We start from the raw sequence: 14,920 nt of genomic DNA, 5'->3' as shown, positions 1-14,920 counted from the left end.
GGAACGGACGCTTCCTTCGGTCCGGCTCCCACCGGCCCTCCGGGCGCTTCCCTTCGGTGTTTCCAACCTTACCAGATCCGTTTCGCGTTTCCGCTTCCCGTTTCCGGCCCCCTGTTGGATCGGGGTCGGCCTTCCCGCTTTCGCTTTCCGGCCTCTCCGAGTTTATCAGATCCTTTTCCGTTCCGTTTCCGGTCCGAATCGGTTTCCGATCCCCCTCGGCGGGGTTTCGCGCCTTCCGGCGTGACCACCACGTTAGCGGTTTTCCCTCGCGACTCATAATCGAGCCCGGATTGAATTCCGGCACGCCGAAATACGACCCGATCGGGAATCGTTCATCAGTAGTGGTTGTGCCGCCTCGATCGGCTGCGGGCCGGCCTTCTGGCCATGCCCACGGCGCTGCTCGTTCCAGCGGCTCGGGCTACGTTAGGCGCTTCGGTGGGCGGAGTCAAGCACCGCTGGTCCGACGGCGACGCGGCACATGGGCGCGGTACGGGCTCACCGTCGGGTCGCCCTCCACCCAGAAGCGCCAGGGGTGCGCCGCCCCCTCGCCGCCGACACCCGTACGGGGGCCGCTGTGGATGCGCTCCGGCGCGACGGGGGTGCCCGCCAGTACGGACAGAGGGGCGTCCGGGCGCCCGCCGCACAGATCGGTGCCATTGAGGGAGCGGTCCACGTCCAGGGCGGTCGCCAGGCGCGCGGGGCCCTTGGCCAGGTCGCTCTCGCGCCGGGCGGTCGGCCGGCGCTTGTGCGCCAGCTCGCTCCCCACGATGATCTCCCCGGCCCTCAGCAGCACACCGCTCGCGGTCCCCTCCGGGCCGCAGACCAGGTTGAGGCTGAACCACATGCCGTAGATGAAGTAGACATACGCGTGCCCGGGCGGGCCGAACATCGAGGAGTTGCGCGCGGTGCGGCCGCGGTAGGCGTGCGAGCCGGGGTCGGCGTCCCCGGCGTACGCCTCCACCTCGGTCAGCCGCACCTCGATGGGGCCGTCCGGGGTCATGCGCACCAGGGTGCGGCCGAGCAGATCGGGGGCCACGTCCAGCACCGGGCGGTCGAAGAAGTCCCGGGTCAACGGCGTACGGTCACGGTCGGATGGCGCAGTCATGCGGACCGAGCGTACTTGGCCCGCGAGGAAACCGGCTCGGAACCGCGACGCCGATCCGCGCGTTTGATGAACACGGAACGGGACACAGGCACAGCCTGGGAGGAAAGACATGGGCTTCAAGAAGCTGCTCGCGAGCTTGGGTGCGGGTGGGGCGTCCGTGGAGACGGTGCTCACCGAGGCCCACGTGGTCCCGGGCGGCGTCGTCCAGGGCGAGGTGCATGTGCAGGGCGGCTCCGTCGCCCAGCGGATCGAGGGGCTGTCCGTCGGTCTGCAGGCGCGGGTCGAGGTGGAGAGCGGCGACCAGGAGCACCGGCAGGACATCGAGTTCCACCGGCAGCAGCTGGGCGGGGCCTTCGAGCTGCAGGCCGGCGCGGTGCACTCGGTGCCGTTCTCCCTGGAGGTGCCCTGGGAGACCCCGGTGACCACCGTGTTCGGCCAGCACCTGACCGGGATGCACGTGGGGGTGACGACCGAGCTGGCGATCGCGCGGGCCGTGGACTCGGGCGACCTCGATCCGGTGAACGTGCACCCGCTCCCCGCCCAGCAGGCCATTCTCGACGCCTTCGGGCATCTGGGCTTCCGCTTCAAGAGCGCCGACCTCGAGCGGGGGCACATTCGCGGGACCCGGCAGCGGCTGCCCTTCTACCAGGAGATCGAGTTCTTCGCGCCGCAGCAGTACCGGGGGCTGCACCAGGTCGAGCTGACGTTCATCGCCGACGACCGTCAGATGGACGTCGTGCTGGAGATGGACAAGAAGCCGGGCCTGTTCACCGAGGGCAGCGACTCGTACCGGGCGTTCACCGTCGATCTGGCGTCGTACCAGCAGACCGATTGGGCCGCCTACCTCAACCAGTGGCTCGCCGAGGTCGGTGGCCGGCGCAACTGGCTCTAGGCTCGGGCCTGTACCACGCTCGGGCCGGTACCGACGGTTCGAAGCAGAGATCACCCGTCCAGGAGGTTTCGACGTGACCGAGCTCAAGAGGCCGCCGCTCCCGCATGACTTTCTCCCGCCGGTGCCGTCGTTCACCGTGGTGAGCGACGATGTGCGGCAGGGGGCGACGCTGGGCGACGCTCAGGTGTACGCGAAGGGGAACGTGTCGCCGCATCTGCGGTGGGAGGGCTTCCCCTCGGAGACCAAGAGCTTCGCGGTCACCTGCTTCGATCCCGACGCGCCCACCGGCAGCGGCTTCTGGCACTGGGTGCTGTTCGACATCCCGGCCACGGTCACCGAGCTGCCGGCGGGAGCGGGCAGCGGGCAGTTCGAGGGGCTGCCCGAGGGCGCGGTGCACGTCCGCAACGACTACGGCTCCCGTGACTTCGGCGGCGCCGCGCCGCCGCCCGGCCCGGCCCACCGCTATGTGTTCACCGTGTACGCGGTGGACAAGGAGAAGCTGGGTCCGGACGCGGACGCCTCGCCGGCGGTGGTGGGCTTCAACCTCACCTTCCACTCCCTGGCGCGCGCCCAGGTCATCGGCGAGTACGCGGCCGACTGACGGCGCCCGCGCGACGCCCGCGCGATCCCCCTCGCTCCGTACTGCCCCGGTCGCCTCGCTGGCGGCCGGGGCAGTCGGCTTGTGCGCCGTCTCTTCACCCACGCGCCCCCCGCCGTACAGGAAATTGCGTTGTTCCCACTGGTGGGCCCGGCCAGAGTTGATCCCGGCCCGCCGCGGCGGCGGGGAGGACCCGGGAGGTGGGCGCGCGATGCGCGAGACGCTGGTGCTGAACGCGAGCTTCGAGCCGCTGTCGACGGTGACGCTGCGGCGCGCGGTGGTGCTGGTCATGCAGGACAAGGCCGTGGTGGAGCAGGCCCATCCGGGGCTGCGGCTGCGGGCCTCGTCGGTCGAGCTCCCGGTGCCCCAGGTGATCAGGCTCTGCCGGTACATCAAGGTGCCCTACCGAAGACAGGCGCCGTGGTCGCGGCGCGGGGTGCTCGTCAGGGACCGGCACCGGTGCGCGTACTGCGGGCGGCGGGCGACCACGGTGGACCACGTGCTGCCCAGGTCCCGCGGGGGTGGCGACACCTGGCTGAACACGGTGGCGGCCTGTGCGGAGGACAATCACCGCAAGGCCGACCGTACGCCGGAGCAGGCCGGGATGCGGCTGCTCTTCCAGCCGTTCGAGCCGACGCCGGCGGACGCGCTGCTGTTGGCGCTGAGGATGTCCGAGCGGCGGTCCTCCTCGGTCGCGGCGGGCGAGGCCGGAGGCCAGGCGCCGCCACTGCCCGAGTGGCTGGCGCTGCCCGCCTGACGCGCGCGGTGTCCGCGCCCCCTGGCGGTGTGCGCGGCTCACCCCCTGACGGGGTGTGCGGCCTCAGTCGATCAGCAGTTGGGCGATCGCGACCAAGCCGACCGCCACGATGACGGCGCGCAGGGCGGTGGGTGACAGCCGCCGGCCCACCTTGGCGCCGAGCTGGCCGCCGAGCGCCGAGCCGACGGCGATCAGCAGGACGGCGATCCAGTCGAAGTCGGCGACGAAGAGGAAGAACAGCGCGGCGACGCCGTTGACCAGGGCGGCGAGCACGTTCTTGACGGCGTTGACGCGCTGCAGGTCCTCGTGGAGCAGCAGGCCCATCAGGGACACGTAGAGCACGCCCTGGGCGGCGCCGAAGTAGCCGCCGTACGCGCTGGCGAGCAGCATGCCGAGGTGGAGGAGGGGGCCGCCGTCGGCGGTGCTGTCGGGGGTGGTGCCGTTCGCCTCGCGGCGGCGCTTGAGGGCCTTGGCGAGCCGTGGTTGGAGCACCACGAGCACCAGGGCGAGGCCGACGAGCACGGGGACGATCGTGGCGAACGCCTCGGAGGGGAGCCACAGCAGCAGGATCGCGCCGAGGAGGCCGCCGAGGAGTGTGGTGGCGGCGAGGCGGCGTACGCGGCGTCCCTGGCCGGCCAGTTCGCGGCGGTAGCCGATCGCGCCGCTGATCGAGCCGGGGACGAGGCCGAGGGTGTTGGAGACATTGGCGGTGATCGGTGGCAGGCCGATGGCGAGCAGCACGGGGAAGGTGATGAGCGTTCCCGAGCCGACGATGGTGTTGATCGTGCCGGCTCCGATGCCCGCCGCGAAGACGGCGGCTGCCTCCCAGACGTCCACGAGTCTGCCCTTCCGTGATCGGAGCGTGCTGCCTCGATCATGCCGGACGGGAGGCCGGGCCGGACCGGCACGTGGCCCGGCTCACACCGGTGCTCGCGGGCGGTTCGCGACTCGTCCGGTGCTCGCCGTTCGCCCGCGGCTCGTCCGCGGCGGGAGGGGTCAGTCGAGCGGGGGCGACTCGCGGCGGGGCCGCGTCTCCTTGGCGCCGCCGGAGCCGGAGCCGTTGCCGCCCATGGGGCCGAAGTTGCCGATGGCGCCGCTGAGTCCCTTCAGGGCGTCACCGATCTCGCTGGGCACGATCCAGAGCTTGTTGGCGTCCCCCTCGGCGATCTTGGGGAGCATCTGGAGGTACTGGTAGGAGAGCAGCTTCTGGTCGGGGTCCCCGGCGTGGATGGACTCGAACACGGTGCGGATGGCCTGGGCCTCGCCCTCGGCGCGCAGGGCCGCGGCCTTGGCCTCGCCCTCGGCGCGGAGGATGGCGGACTGCTTCTCGCCCTCCGCGGTCAGGATCTGCGACTGCCGGATGCCCTCGGCGGTGAGGATGGCGGCGCGCTTGTCGCGGTCGGCGCGCATCTGCTTCTCCATCGAGTCCTGGATGGAGGTGGGCGGTTCGATGGCCTTGAGCTCCACGCGGTTGACGCGGATGCCCCACTTGCCGGTGGCCTCGTCGAGGACGCCGCGGAGCGCCGCGTTGATCTCCTCGCGGGAGGTCAGGGTCCGCTCCAGGTCCATGCCGCCGATGATGTTCCGCAGGGTGGTGACGGTGAGCTGCTCGATCGCCTGGATGTAGCTGGCGACCTCGTACGTGGCGGCCCGGGCGTCGGTCACCTGGTAGTAGATGACGGTGTCGATGTTCACCACGAGGTTGTCCTGGGTGATCACCGGCTGGGGCGGGAACGGCACGACCTGTTCGCGGAGGTCGATGCGGTTGCGGATGGAGTCGATGAAGGGGACGACGATGTTCAGGCCGGCGTTGAGGGTGCGGGTGTAGCGGCCGAACCGCTCCACGATCGCCGCGCTCGCCTGCGGGATCACCTGAACCGTCTTCATGAGGGCGATGAAGACGAGCACCACCAGAATGATCAGAACGATGATGATCGGTTCCATCGCGGCTCCCCCTGCCTTCCTGCGTCGTTGATCGAGATCGAGTCTGTCAGAGAGCGGGACACGGCGCAGCGGGTTCGGGGGAGCCCGCCCGTCACCCGTTCGGCTCACATGACGCTCACATGACGATGGCCGTCGCCCCGTCGATGTCGACGACGTCGACCTGCTGGCCGGCTTCGTACACCTGGTCGGTGTCGAGCGTGCGGGCGGACCAGATCTCGCCCCCGAGTTTGATGCGGCCGCCCTGGCTGTCGACGCGTTCGAGCACGAGGGCCTGACGGCCGCGCAGGCCGTCGACTCCACTGGCGAACTGGGGGCGTTGGGAACGGTGCCGGGCGGCGATGGGGCGCACGACGGCGATCAGTGCCACCGACACGGCGGCGAACACGACGACTTGGGCCACGGTGCCGCCCCCGAGCGCGTCGGTCGCGGCGGCGCCGACCGCTCCGACCGCGAACATGCCGAACTCCGGCATCGCGGTCATGACGAGAGGAATGCCCAGCCCCACGGCGGCGATCAGCCACCACACCCATGCGTCCACACGGTTCATGGTAGGCGTGGTGGCCGTGTCGCCGACAGGGGTGCGCCGTCCTCGGGGGGCCTCGGCGAGGGTCGGCGCGGCCGCGGTCAGCTCAGCGGCAGGCCCTGGGCGGACCAGCGGTCGCCGTGGCGCTCGACGACCAGCGGGAGGCCGAAGCAGCGGGACAGATTGCGGGAGTTGAGCTCGTCCTCGAGGGAGCCCGCGGCGAGCACCTTGCCCTGACGGATCATCAGCACATGGGTGAAGCCCGGCGGGATCTCCTCGACGTGGTGGGTCACCATGATCATGGAGGGGGCGTATGGGTCCCGCGCCAGCCGGCCCAGGCGCCGTACGAGGTCCTCTCGCCCACCGAGGTCGAGTCCGGCGGCGGGCTCGTCGAGCAGCAGCAGCTCGGGGTCGGTCATCATGGCGCGGGCGATCAGCGTGCGCTTGCGCTCGCCCTCGGAGAGGGTGCCGAACTTGCGGTCGAGGTAGTCGCTCATGCCGAGCCGGTCGAGGAAGGCGCGGGCGCGGTCCTCGTCCACGGCCTCGTAGCTCTCGCGCCAGTGGGCGGTCATCCCGTAGGCGGCGGTGAGCACGGTCTGGAGGACGGTCTGCTCGTGGGGCAGCTTGTCGGCCATGGCGATGCCGGCCATGCCGATGCGCGGGCGCAGCTCGAAGACGTCGACACCGCCGAGCTTCTCGCCGAGGACCTGGGCGGTGCCGGAGGTCGGGAAGAGATAGCTGGAGGCGACATTGAGCAGGGTGGTCTTGCCGGCGCCGTTGGGGCCGAGGATCACCCAGCGCTCCCCCTCGGCGACCGACCACGAGACCTGGTCCACCAGAGCCCGGCCCTCGCGGACCACGGTTACGTCCACCAGCTCCAGTACATCGCTCATGAGCGCGTTGTCTCCCCTTGCAGTGTCGAATGTCGCGTGGGCGCCGATAGGCGCGTCCCCAGGGAAAACCTACGCCACCCGCCGTCGGTCCCAGTCCTTAGGCTGGGTGCATGCTCTCGGAACCTCGCTCAGGACGGCTGGCGGCGTGGGGAAATGCCCTCATTGCCGGATTTATCGCACCGGATGATGCCGCATCCCACATTGTCGGTGACGACGCCTCGCACCGCGTGGCCGATCTGCCGGGCGAGCCGGCGCCGGTCGGGCTCACCCTCGGGCTGGGCCGGCTGCGCGCCCTGGGAGTGAGCGGGCTGCGGGTGGCGCTGCCGGCGCCGGGGCATCCGCTGGGCCTGAGCGGTCCGCCCGAGTTCAACGCCCGCGCGCTGGCCGCCGAGGAGGCCGTGATCGCGGTGGGCGGCCCGTCGCTGGGCCTGGTGCCCGAGGTGACCTCGGTGGGGCCGGAGGACGACGAGCACGTCGAGGTGGTGTGGCGCTGTCTGCCCGTGCGGGACGGCGCGCCGGCGGACGTGCCCTCGCTCGGTGAGGCCGAGCGCGAGCTCGCGGAGGCGCTGCGGGACGCCACCGAGGCGCTGACGCGGCTCGATGTGGCGGGGTCGGGGCCGGTGGCGGAGGCGGCCCTGGATGCCTATCGCGCGCGGGCCGGGCGCGGCCGGGAGGTGCTGGCCCCGGGGTATCCCCCGCGGGCGGCCCGGGTGCTGGAGCTCGCCCAGCGGGTGGCGGCGCTGATCTCCATCGCGCGGGGCCCGGCGGGCGGCGACGGCCGGGAGCACGGTGGCGCGGTGAGCGCGGCGCAGATGGCGGCGCGCGCGGAAGCGCTGCGCCCGGTGGAGCGCACGGCGCGGCGCGCCCAGGTGGCGGCGTACAACGCCTATGTGGAGGAGCGCGGGCGCGGCTGAGCGGCGCGGGGCTGTCGGAGCCGGAAGCGGGACCGACCCCGGAGGCAGTGGCTCCGGGGTCGGTCACGGGCGGTACGACCGCACGAGTGCTCGTCAGTGGTTGGTGCACTCATTGCCGAAGGACGGGTTCAGCAGCCCAACGACGTTGATGCTGTTGCCGCAGACCTGCACCGGAACGTCAACGGGAACCTGAACGACGTTGCCCGAGCCGATGCCGGGGGAGTTCACGGCGTGCGCGTTCGCGTCCGAGGCGCCGTGAGCCGAGGCGACACCCGCACCCGCGGCGATGATCCCACCGGCGGCGATGGTGACAGCGGCAGCCTTCTTGAGCTTCATCACTTCTTGACCTTCCTAGGCATCTGCTGCGGCGGATCACCGCAGCACGCCCTGGAAAACGGTCGGCCGTGCCACGAGTTGCGCCATGTGGGCTACATACACCCGACGGTATGAATCTCAGTCCGTAGGATTACGTTCCGGTTGCCGCGGCGGCCGCGGTACGCCATGGGCCAGCCGCGCGGCACGTCCCGGGTCAACCGGTCACCCCGTGCCGTACCGCCCAGAGCGCGGCCTGGGTGCGGTCCGCGAGATCGAGCTTCATCAGGATGTTCGAGACGTGGGTCTTGACCGTCTTCTCGGAGAGCACCAGCGCCCGCGCGATCTCCCGGTTGGAGCGGCCGTCCGCGATCAGCGCCAGCACCTCGCGCTCCCGCTCCGTCAGCGCCCCGCCGCGGCCCTGCCCCCCGTTCGCCACCTCCTGCGACAGCAGCGCCCCCGCGACCTCCGGCTGGAGCAGCACATGCCCGGCGTGCACCGAGCGGATGGCGTCGGCGAGCGCGTCGGGGTCGACGTCCTTGTAGACGTACCCGGCGGCTCCGGCGCGCAGGGCGGGCACGACGGTGCGCTGCTCGGTGAAGCTGGTGATGATCAGTACGCGGGCCGGGTTCTCGAGGTCGGCGAGCCGACGCAGGGCCTCGATGCCGTCCGTGCCCGGCATCTTGACGTCCATCAGGATGACGTCGGGGCGCAGCTCCTCGGCGCGGGCCACGCCCTCCGCGCCGTCCGCCGCCTCCCCGACCACGTCGATGTCGTCCTGGACCTCCAGGAACGTGCGCAGTCCGCGCCGTACCACCTGGTGGTCGTCGACCAGCAGGACGCGGATGCCGTCCGTCCCGCTCTCCGCCAGGGCCGCCGGGGTCGCTCCCCGGGTCGTCTCAGCAGCCACCGGGCACCTCCATTTCGATCACTGTGCCCTTGCCGGGCTCCGACTCCACGGTCAGGCGGCCACCGACGCCGCCCGCCCTGTCCCTCATCGACACCAGTCCGAGATGGCGGCCCGCGCGACGGACCGCGTACGGGTCGAAGCCCCGGCCGTCGTCGGTGACCCGCAGGACGGCGCCCGCGCCCCGCTTGCGCAGGATGACGTCCACCCGCTGGGCCCCCGCGTGCCGCAGTGCGTTGTGCAGTGCCTCCTGGGCCACCCGCAGCAGGGCCTCCTCCTGGGCGGCGGGCAGCGCCCTAACGCCGTGGCAGGTGAAGGTGACCCGGGCGCTGTGGGCGCGGTCGAGCACCTGGACCTGGGTGCGGAGGGTGGCGATCAGCCCGTCCTCGTCGAGGGCCGCGGGGCGCAGTTCGACCACGGCGGCGCGCAGCTCGTCGGCGGCCTCGGCGGCGAGCGCGGCGACCTGGCTCAGCTCGTCCTTGGCGCGGACCGGGTCGCGGTCGACGAGGGCGGTGGCGGCCTGGGCGGTCAGCCGCAGCGAGAACAGCTTCTGGGCGACGGCGTCGTGCAGCTCGTGGGCGAGCCGGGAGCGCTCCTCGGCGATGGTGAGCTCCCGGCTGCGCTCGTACAGCGTGGCGTTGTTCAGCGCGATGGCGGCGTGCTGGGCGAGGAGACCGAGGAGGGCCTCGTCGTCGGCGGTGAAGCCCGTACTGCCGTCGGCGTTCACCGAACGCTTGTTCGCGATGAAGAGGGCGCCGAGCACCTCGTCGCCGTCGGCGACGGGCAGCCCGAGGAAGTCGGTCATCTCGGGGTGGGCCTTGGGCCAGCCGCCGAAGCGGGGGTCCTCGCGTACGTCGGCGAGCCGCTGCGGGGTGGCCTCGCTGAGCATGGCGGCGAGGATGCCGTGCTGGCGCGGCAGCGGGCCGATGGCCTTCCACTCCTCGTCGCTGACGCCGTCGACGACGAACTGGGCGAATCCACCGTGATCGTCCGGGACGCCGAGGGCGGCGTACTCGGCGTTCATCAGCTCGCGTGCCGAGGCCACGATGGTGTGGAGCACATCGCGGACGTCGAGCTGCCGGTTCATGGCCAGCAGGGCGCCGCTCACCTGGGCGAGTCCCGATCCGGGCGGGTTCGTCATGACCTCACCGTACCGGCGGGCCATGGAGCGCGGATCGGACGGACGACCGCCCCCTCTTACGTCCCGCGGCCTAGGCCGAAGGGCCTTCGCGGACCACACTCGTACGCATGTCTCTGTCACAGACGGCGTGGACGCCGACGCACGGCGAACCCTATCGACCGGTCCCCTACCGCCCCGCGCGCATGAGCCCGGCCGAGTCGCTCTCCCGGGCGGCGGAGCTGCGGCAGCGGATGAGCGAGCGCAGAACGGTGCGGCAGTTCTCCCCCGACCCCGTGCCGGAGCGGGTGGTGCGGGACGCGATCGCCTGTGCGGCGACCGCGCCGTCGGGGGCGCACCAGCAGCCGTGGACCTTCGTCCTGGTCAAGGACGCGGACGTGCGGCGGCGGATTCGGGAGGCGGCGGAGGCGGAGGAGCGCCGCTCCTACGCGGGGCGGCTGGGCGAGGAGTGGCTGGCGGCGCTGCGTCCGCTGGGCACGGACGAGGTCAAGCCGCATCTGACGGACGCGCCCGTACTGATCGTGGTCTTCCAGCAGCGCTACTGGCTGGGGCCGGACGGCGACCGGCGCAAGCACTACTACGTGGACGAGTCGGTGGGCATCGCGGTGGGGATGCTGCTGTCCGCGCTCCATCTGTCGGGGCTGGCGGCGCTGGTGCACACGCCCAGTCCGATGCGCTTCCTCTCGGAGGTGCTGGGGCGGCCGGCCAACGAGAAGGCGTTCGCGGTGATCCCGGTCGGCTATCCGGCGCCCGACTGCCGGGTCCCGGATCTGGTCCGCAAATCCTTGGAGCAGGTGATGGTGGAGATCTGAGGGGCGCGCGGGCGCCGCTTCCCTCGTCATTGCGAGAACCGCCGGAAACCTTCCGGAAAATCGATACTCGGCGCATTCGCATGCGCACAGCTGGTGAAATTGTTACACGCCCGATGTGAGCCCGCGCATAGGACGCACATCACGTACGAGCGTGCGTAGTGGACGCATAAAGGGCGTGTGAGCGGGGAGGAGGGGGGTTTCGACGCACCTGGCGAAGGGCGAGATCCACTAAGGACCTTCGTAGGTCACACCTTTGCCAGGCGATTTTTCGGCCGCTAACAATGGCTCCCGTCGCAGAGCGCCGCCGACACAAGAGGCGGCGCTTTTCCCGGACCTGGCGAGCGCGGTCCCACCGCTCGGGGCGCGCTCGCTGTTTCCTGCCCGGCTCTGCGGCGCCCGCTATTGGAAGAGGTCGTACTCCGCCATGCTTTCTGGTTATACCCGCCTGAACCGGACCCATAAGCTCTCCGTCGCCGGCATCGCCGCGGCCGGCGCCGCCGCTCTGGCCTTCGCCGTCGTGCCGGGCCCCGCCGAGGCCGAGGTCGGCGCCCAGGCGCTGTCCGCCAAGCCGGTCGCCTGGAACGCCGGCGAGACCGGTGCCGAGCAGCAGCAGGACATCGTCTCCCAGCAGTCCGCCCGGGCCGCCGAGCAGGCGAAGACCGAGGCCGAGGCGAAGCGCAAGGCCGACGAGGAGGCCAAGAAGAAGGCCGACGCCGAGGCGAAGGCCAAGGCCGACCGGGAGCGTGCCGAGGCCGCGTCCCGCTCCGCCCAGCGCAGTGAGCCGGCGCCCGCCGCCAAGTCGTACCCCAACAACCTCGACGGCTGGATTCGCGAGGCCCTGGACGTCATGAAGGCGAAGGGCATTCCGGGCAGCTACGACGGCATCAAGCGCAACATCATCCGGGAGTCCGGCGGCAACCCGCGCGCCATCAACCTCTGGGACATCAACGCCAAGAACGGCATCCCGTCCAAGGGCCTGCTCCAGGTCATCGACCCGACCTTCAAGGCGTACCACGTCGAGGGCACGTCCTGGGACATCTACGACCCGGTCGCCAACATCACCGCGGCCTGCAACTACGCGGCGGCCCGCTACGGCTCGATGGACAACGTGAACTCCGCGTACTGATCCTTCGGTCGCGCACCGTACCCCCCGCTTCCGGCGGAGGACAGCACAAGGGCGGCGGCACCCCGGTCGGGGGTGCCGCCGCCCTTGCGTGTCCGGCTCTCGCGTGGCCGCCCGTGCGAAGGGCGGCCGGCCGCGGTTACTTGCGCATGACCTCCGGCTCGTGCCGGCGCAGCAGGCGCGCCACGACGACGCCGCAGAGCACGCCCATGGCGATGAGCACGCCCATGTTCATGCCCCACTGGCCGACGGTGGCCTCCCACAGCGGGTCGAGGTTGCCGGGGTTCTTGCGGTCCCAGGGCGCCATGACGTGCGAGAGGTCCAGGGTGGAGCCGGCGGCGGCGATGGCCCAGCGCGACGGCATCAGCCAGGCGACCTGCTCGATGCCGGGCGAGTCGTAGAGCTTGAACAGGATGCCGGTGAAGACGACCTGCACGATCGCGAACATCACCAGCAGCGGCATGGTCTTCTCGGCGGTCTTCACCAGCGAGGAGATCACCAGGCCGAACATCATCGAGGTGAAGCCCAGCCCGATGATCACCAGGCAGAGCTCGGCGGCCGGCGGCATGATCAGCCCGTCGTCGGGCAGCTCGCGCACGGAGAAGCCGATGGCGCAGATGATGACGCCCTGGACGGCCGTGATCAGGCCGAGGACGATCACCTTCGACATCAGGTACGCCGACCGGGACAGGCCGGTGGCCCGCTCCCGCTCGTAGATGACCCGCTCCTTGATCAACTCTCGTACGGAGTTGGCCGCGCCGGAGAAGCACATGCCGACCGCGAGGATCAGCATGATCGTGCCGGCGTCCTGGTTGAAGGAGTTGGGCTTGCCGGTCGGGCGGAGGTCGAAGTCGGACGGGATCACGGTGCTGACCACGCCCAGGACGGCGGGCAGGATCAGCATCAGGGCCATGAAGCCCTTGTCCGAGGCGATCACCGAGACATAGCGCCGGATGAGCGTCCACAGCTGCGCGCCCCAGCTCTGCGGCTTGGGCGGGCGCGTCTGCTGCGGCTGCACGGCGGCCGACTGGGGGGCGACGGCGTCGATGTCGGCGGCGTACATCTGGTAGTGCTGCGAGCCGCGCCAGCGGCCCGCCCAGTCGTAGTCGCGGTAGTTCTCGAACGCCGAGAAGACATCGGCCCAGGTCTCGTAGCCGAAGAAGTTGAGCGCCTCCTCGGGGGGGCCGAAGTAGGCCACCGAGCCGCCCGGCGCCATCACCAGCAGCTTGTCGCACAGCGCCAGCTCGGCCACGGAGTGGGTGACCACGAGCACCGTACGGCCGTCGTCGGCGAGGCCGCGCAGCAGCTGCATGACATCGCGGTCCATGCCCGGGTCGAGACCGGACGTGGGCTCGTCGAGGAAGATCAGCGACGGCTTGGTGAGCAGCTCCAGGGCCACCGAGACGCGCTTGCGCTGGCCACCGGAGAGGGAGGTGACCTTCTTCTCCTTGTGGATGTCCAGCTTGAGCTCGCGCAGCACCTCGTCGATGCGGGCCTCGCGCTCGGCCTCCGCGGTGTCACCGGGGAAGCGGAGCTTGGCGGCGTACCGGAGCGCGGTGCGGACGGTCAGCTCCTTGTGCAGGATGTCGTCCTGCGGGACCAGACCGATGCGCTGCCGCAGCTCGGCGAACTGCTTGTACAGGTTCCGGTTGTCGTACAGCACCTCGCCCTGATCGGCGGGCCGGTAGCCGGTGAGCGCCTTGAGCAGCGTCGACTTTCCGGAGCCGGACGGGCCGATGACGGCGATCAGGGACTTCTCCGGGGCGCCGAAGGAGACGTCCTTGAGGATCTGCTTGCCGCCGTCCACCGTGACGGTGAGGTGCCGGGCGGAGAAGCTGACCTCGCCGGTGTCGACGAACTCCTCCAGCCGGTCGCCGACCAGCCGGAACGTGGAGTGACCGACACCGACGATGTCCTGGGGGCCGATGATCTGGCGCTGGACCGGCTGACCGTTGACATAGGTGCCGTTGTGGCTGCCGAGGTCGACGATCTCGAAGCGGCCGTCGGGGGTGGCCCGGAACTCGGCGTGGTTGCGCGAGACCTGGAGGTCGGAGACGACCAGGTCGTTCTCGAGCGCACGGCCGATGCGGGTCACCTTGCCGACGGCGAGCTGGTGGAACGTCGTCGGGCTGCGGTCGCCGTAGACCGGCGGGGCGCCCGCCGCGGCCGGGGTGCCGTGGCCGCCCGGGGCGTGCTGCCCGGGCTGCGGGTGCGGCTGCGGCTGGTGCGGCTGCGGCTGGTGCGGCTGGTGCGGCTGCGGCTGGGCCGGGGCCTGGTGCTGCTGGCCCTGGTGCTGCTGGTGCGGCGCGGGGTGTCCGGCGTGCGCGGCGTGCCCGGCGGCGTGACCCTGCTGGGCGGGGTGGGGCTGGTGGCCGTGGAGCGGGGCCTGCGCGTGCTGCGGTGCCTGCGCGTGCTGGGGGGCGTGACCCTGCTGCGGGACCTGGCCGTGGCCGGCGCCCTGCCCGTGCCCGGGCTGCTGCCAGCCCTGCTGCTCGGGGTGGCCGCCAGCCCAGCCGGCGCCGGGCTGCTGATGCGGCTGCGGGTGCGGCTGCTGGTACTGCTGCGGCTGCGCCGGGGCCTGGTGCTGCTGGGCCTGGTGCGGCGCGGCCATGGCGCCCTGCGAGCCGTACGCGCCGGGCTGCCCGGAGGGGGCCGCGCCGGCGATCGTCAGCCGCGGGCCGTCCGTGGCGTTGCCGAGGTGCACGGTGGAACCAGGGCCGATCTCCATCTGCTGAATCCGCTGGCCCTGTACATAGGTGCCGTTGGTGCTTCCGTGGTCCTCGATGACCCAGCCGCGTCCGCCCCAGCGGACCGTGGCATGCCGCCAGGAGACCCTGGCGTCCTCGACCACCATGTCGCCCTGCGGATCGCGTCCGAGGGTGTACGCCCTGGACGGATCAAGCGTCCAGGTTTGTCCGTTCAATTCCAGTACGAGTTCCGGCACTCCATGCCCCACTACTTGTCCCCCGAATGACTCCCCGCTCAGGGAGTCTAGGGATGGC

15 protein-coding genes are annotated in these 14,920 nt (G+C 71.3%); 6 read left to right on the top strand and 9 right to left on the bottom strand.

Features of this window, described 5'->3' with window-relative positions; translation table 11 throughout:
• Positions 1 to 445: 445 nt before the first annotated feature.
• On the bottom strand, positions 446 to 1,105 hold the full coding sequence (locus tag ACSNOD_RS06505; RefSeq protein WP_436765784.1) for a DNA-3-methyladenine glycosylase: 660 nt from the start codon (positions 1,103 to 1,105) through the stop codon (positions 446 to 448).
• Positions 1,106 to 1,214: 109 nt separating this feature from the next.
• Here ACSNOD_RS06505 and ACSNOD_RS06500 point away from each other — a divergent pair, with 109 nt between their 5' ends.
• The 3 genes from ACSNOD_RS06500 to ACSNOD_RS06490 all read left to right on the top strand — a co-directional run bounded on the left by ACSNOD_RS06500 (position 1,215) and on the right by ACSNOD_RS06490 (position 3,352).
• Complete coding sequence (locus tag ACSNOD_RS06500) at positions 1,215 to 1,997, top strand: sporulation protein (RefSeq protein WP_436765783.1); 783 nt, start codon at positions 1,215 to 1,217, stop codon at positions 1,995 to 1,997.
• A gap of 73 nt (positions 1,998 to 2,070) precedes the next feature.
• Positions 2,071 to 2,598: a YbhB/YbcL family Raf kinase inhibitor-like protein gene (locus ACSNOD_RS06495; protein ID WP_436765782.1), complete on the top strand. Its 528-nt coding sequence runs from the start codon at positions 2,071 to 2,073 to the stop codon at positions 2,596 to 2,598.
• A gap of 208 nt (positions 2,599 to 2,806) precedes the next feature.
• A complete protein-coding gene (locus ACSNOD_RS06490; RefSeq protein ID WP_436765781.1) occupies positions 2,807 to 3,352 on the top strand; it encodes an HNH endonuclease in 546 nt (181 codons plus the stop codon).
• A gap of 63 nt (positions 3,353 to 3,415) precedes the next feature.
• On the opposite strand, the gene ACSNOD_RS06485 is transcribed toward ACSNOD_RS06490, so the two are convergent.
• From ACSNOD_RS06485 to ACSNOD_RS06470, 4 genes are all read right to left on the bottom strand, one after another.
• Complete coding sequence (locus ACSNOD_RS06485) at positions 3,416 to 4,189, bottom strand: sulfite exporter TauE/SafE family protein (RefSeq protein ID WP_436765780.1); 774 nt, start codon at positions 4,187 to 4,189, stop codon at positions 3,416 to 3,418.
• A gap of 159 nt (positions 4,190 to 4,348) precedes the next feature.
• Complete coding sequence (locus ACSNOD_RS06480; RefSeq protein WP_436765779.1) at positions 4,349 to 5,296, bottom strand: SPFH domain-containing protein; 948 nt, start codon at positions 5,294 to 5,296, stop codon at positions 4,349 to 4,351.
• Between the two features lie 115 nt (positions 5,297 to 5,411).
• Positions 5,412 to 5,843, bottom strand: coding sequence for an NfeD family protein (locus tag ACSNOD_RS06475; protein WP_436765778.1), 432 nt, complete (start codon positions 5,841 to 5,843; stop codon positions 5,412 to 5,414).
• A gap of 77 nt (positions 5,844 to 5,920) precedes the next feature.
• Positions 5,921 to 6,712 carry an ABC transporter ATP-binding protein gene (locus ACSNOD_RS06470; RefSeq protein WP_436765777.1) on the bottom strand — a complete coding sequence of 264 codons (792 nt, stop codon included), beginning with the start codon at positions 6,710 to 6,712 and terminating at the stop codon, positions 5,921 to 5,923.
• Between the two features lie 110 nt (positions 6,713 to 6,822).
• Between ACSNOD_RS06470 and ACSNOD_RS06465 the strand changes: the two genes are divergently transcribed.
• On the top strand, positions 6,823 to 7,626 hold the full coding sequence (locus ACSNOD_RS06465; RefSeq protein WP_436765776.1) for a hypothetical protein: 804 nt from the start codon (positions 6,823 to 6,825) through the stop codon (positions 7,624 to 7,626).
• Positions 7,627 to 7,719: 93 nt separating this feature from the next.
• Here the strand turns inward: ACSNOD_RS06465 and ACSNOD_RS06460 are convergent, their stop codons facing one another.
• The 3 genes from ACSNOD_RS06460 to ACSNOD_RS06450 form a co-directional block, all read right to left on the bottom strand.
• Entirely contained in the window at positions 7,720 to 7,965 is a 246-nt protein-coding gene (locus ACSNOD_RS06460) for a chaplin (RefSeq protein WP_436765775.1), read from the bottom strand.
• Between the two features lie 190 nt (positions 7,966 to 8,155).
• On the bottom strand, positions 8,156 to 8,809 hold the full coding sequence (locus tag ACSNOD_RS06455) for a response regulator (protein ID WP_436765785.1): 654 nt from the start codon (positions 8,807 to 8,809) through the stop codon (positions 8,156 to 8,158).
• Positions 8,810 to 8,837: 28 nt separating this feature from the next.
• A complete protein-coding gene (locus ACSNOD_RS06450) occupies positions 8,838 to 9,986 on the bottom strand; it encodes a GAF domain-containing sensor histidine kinase (protein WP_436765774.1) in 1,149 nt (382 codons plus the stop codon).
• Between the two features lie 107 nt (positions 9,987 to 10,093).
• Between ACSNOD_RS06450 and ACSNOD_RS06445 the strand changes: the two genes are divergently transcribed.
• Positions 10,094 to 10,795: a nitroreductase family protein gene (locus tag ACSNOD_RS06445; RefSeq protein WP_436765773.1), complete on the top strand. Its 702-nt coding sequence runs from the start codon at positions 10,094 to 10,096 to the stop codon at positions 10,793 to 10,795.
• A gap of 424 nt (positions 10,796 to 11,219) precedes the next feature.
• Positions 11,220 to 11,921: a transglycosylase SLT domain-containing protein gene (locus ACSNOD_RS06440; RefSeq protein ID WP_436765772.1), complete on the top strand. Its 702-nt coding sequence runs from the start codon at positions 11,220 to 11,222 to the stop codon at positions 11,919 to 11,921.
• A 136-nt stretch (positions 11,922 to 12,057) separates the two neighbouring features.
• Here the strand turns inward: ACSNOD_RS06440 and ACSNOD_RS06435 are convergent, their stop codons facing one another.
• Entirely contained in the window at positions 12,058 to 14,874 is a 2,817-nt protein-coding gene (locus tag ACSNOD_RS06435) for an FHA domain-containing protein (RefSeq protein ID WP_436765771.1), read from the bottom strand.
• Positions 14,875 to 14,920: the final 46 nt, after the last annotated feature.

It is taken from the genome of Streptomyces sp. URMC 123, assembly GCF_051386515.1.
Lineage (GTDB): Bacteria > Actinomycetota > Actinomycetes > Streptomycetales > Streptomycetaceae > Streptomyces.
This window is presented reverse-complemented; position numbering and strand designations above follow the sequence as displayed.

Bases quoted from the DNA above. Each gene is read 5' to 3' on its own strand.
- ACSNOD_RS06480 (WP_436765779.1), bottom strand. From the start codon at position 5,296: ATGGAACCGATCATCATCGTTCTGATCATTCTGGTGGTGCTCGTCTTC.
- ACSNOD_RS06500 (WP_436765783.1), top strand. From the start codon at position 1,215: ATGGGCTTCAAGAAGCTGCTCGCGAGCTTGGGTGCGGGTGGGGCGTCC.
- ACSNOD_RS06490 (WP_436765781.1), top strand. From the start codon at position 2,807: ATGCGCGAGACGCTGGTGCTGAACGCGAGCTTCGAGCCGCTGTCGACG.
- ACSNOD_RS06505 (WP_436765784.1), bottom strand. From the start codon at position 1,105: ATGACTGCGCCATCCGACCGTGACCGTACGCCGTTGACCCGGGACTTC.
- ACSNOD_RS06475 (WP_436765778.1), bottom strand. From the start codon at position 5,843: ATGAACCGTGTGGACGCATGGGTGTGGTGGCTGATCGCCGCCGTGGGG.
- ACSNOD_RS06465 (WP_436765776.1), top strand. From the start codon at position 6,823: ATGCTCTCGGAACCTCGCTCAGGACGGCTGGCGGCGTGGGGAAATGCC.
- ACSNOD_RS06445 (WP_436765773.1), top strand. From the start codon at position 10,094: ATGTCTCTGTCACAGACGGCGTGGACGCCGACGCACGGCGAACCCTAT.
- ACSNOD_RS06470 (WP_436765777.1), bottom strand. From the start codon at position 6,712: ATGAGCGATGTACTGGAGCTGGTGGACGTAACCGTGGTCCGCGAGGGC.
- ACSNOD_RS06440 (WP_436765772.1), top strand. From the start codon at position 11,220: ATGCTTTCTGGTTATACCCGCCTGAACCGGACCCATAAGCTCTCCGTC.
- ACSNOD_RS06450 (WP_436765774.1), bottom strand. From the start codon at position 9,986: ATGACGAACCCGCCCGGATCGGGACTCGCCCAGGTGAGCGGCGCCCTG.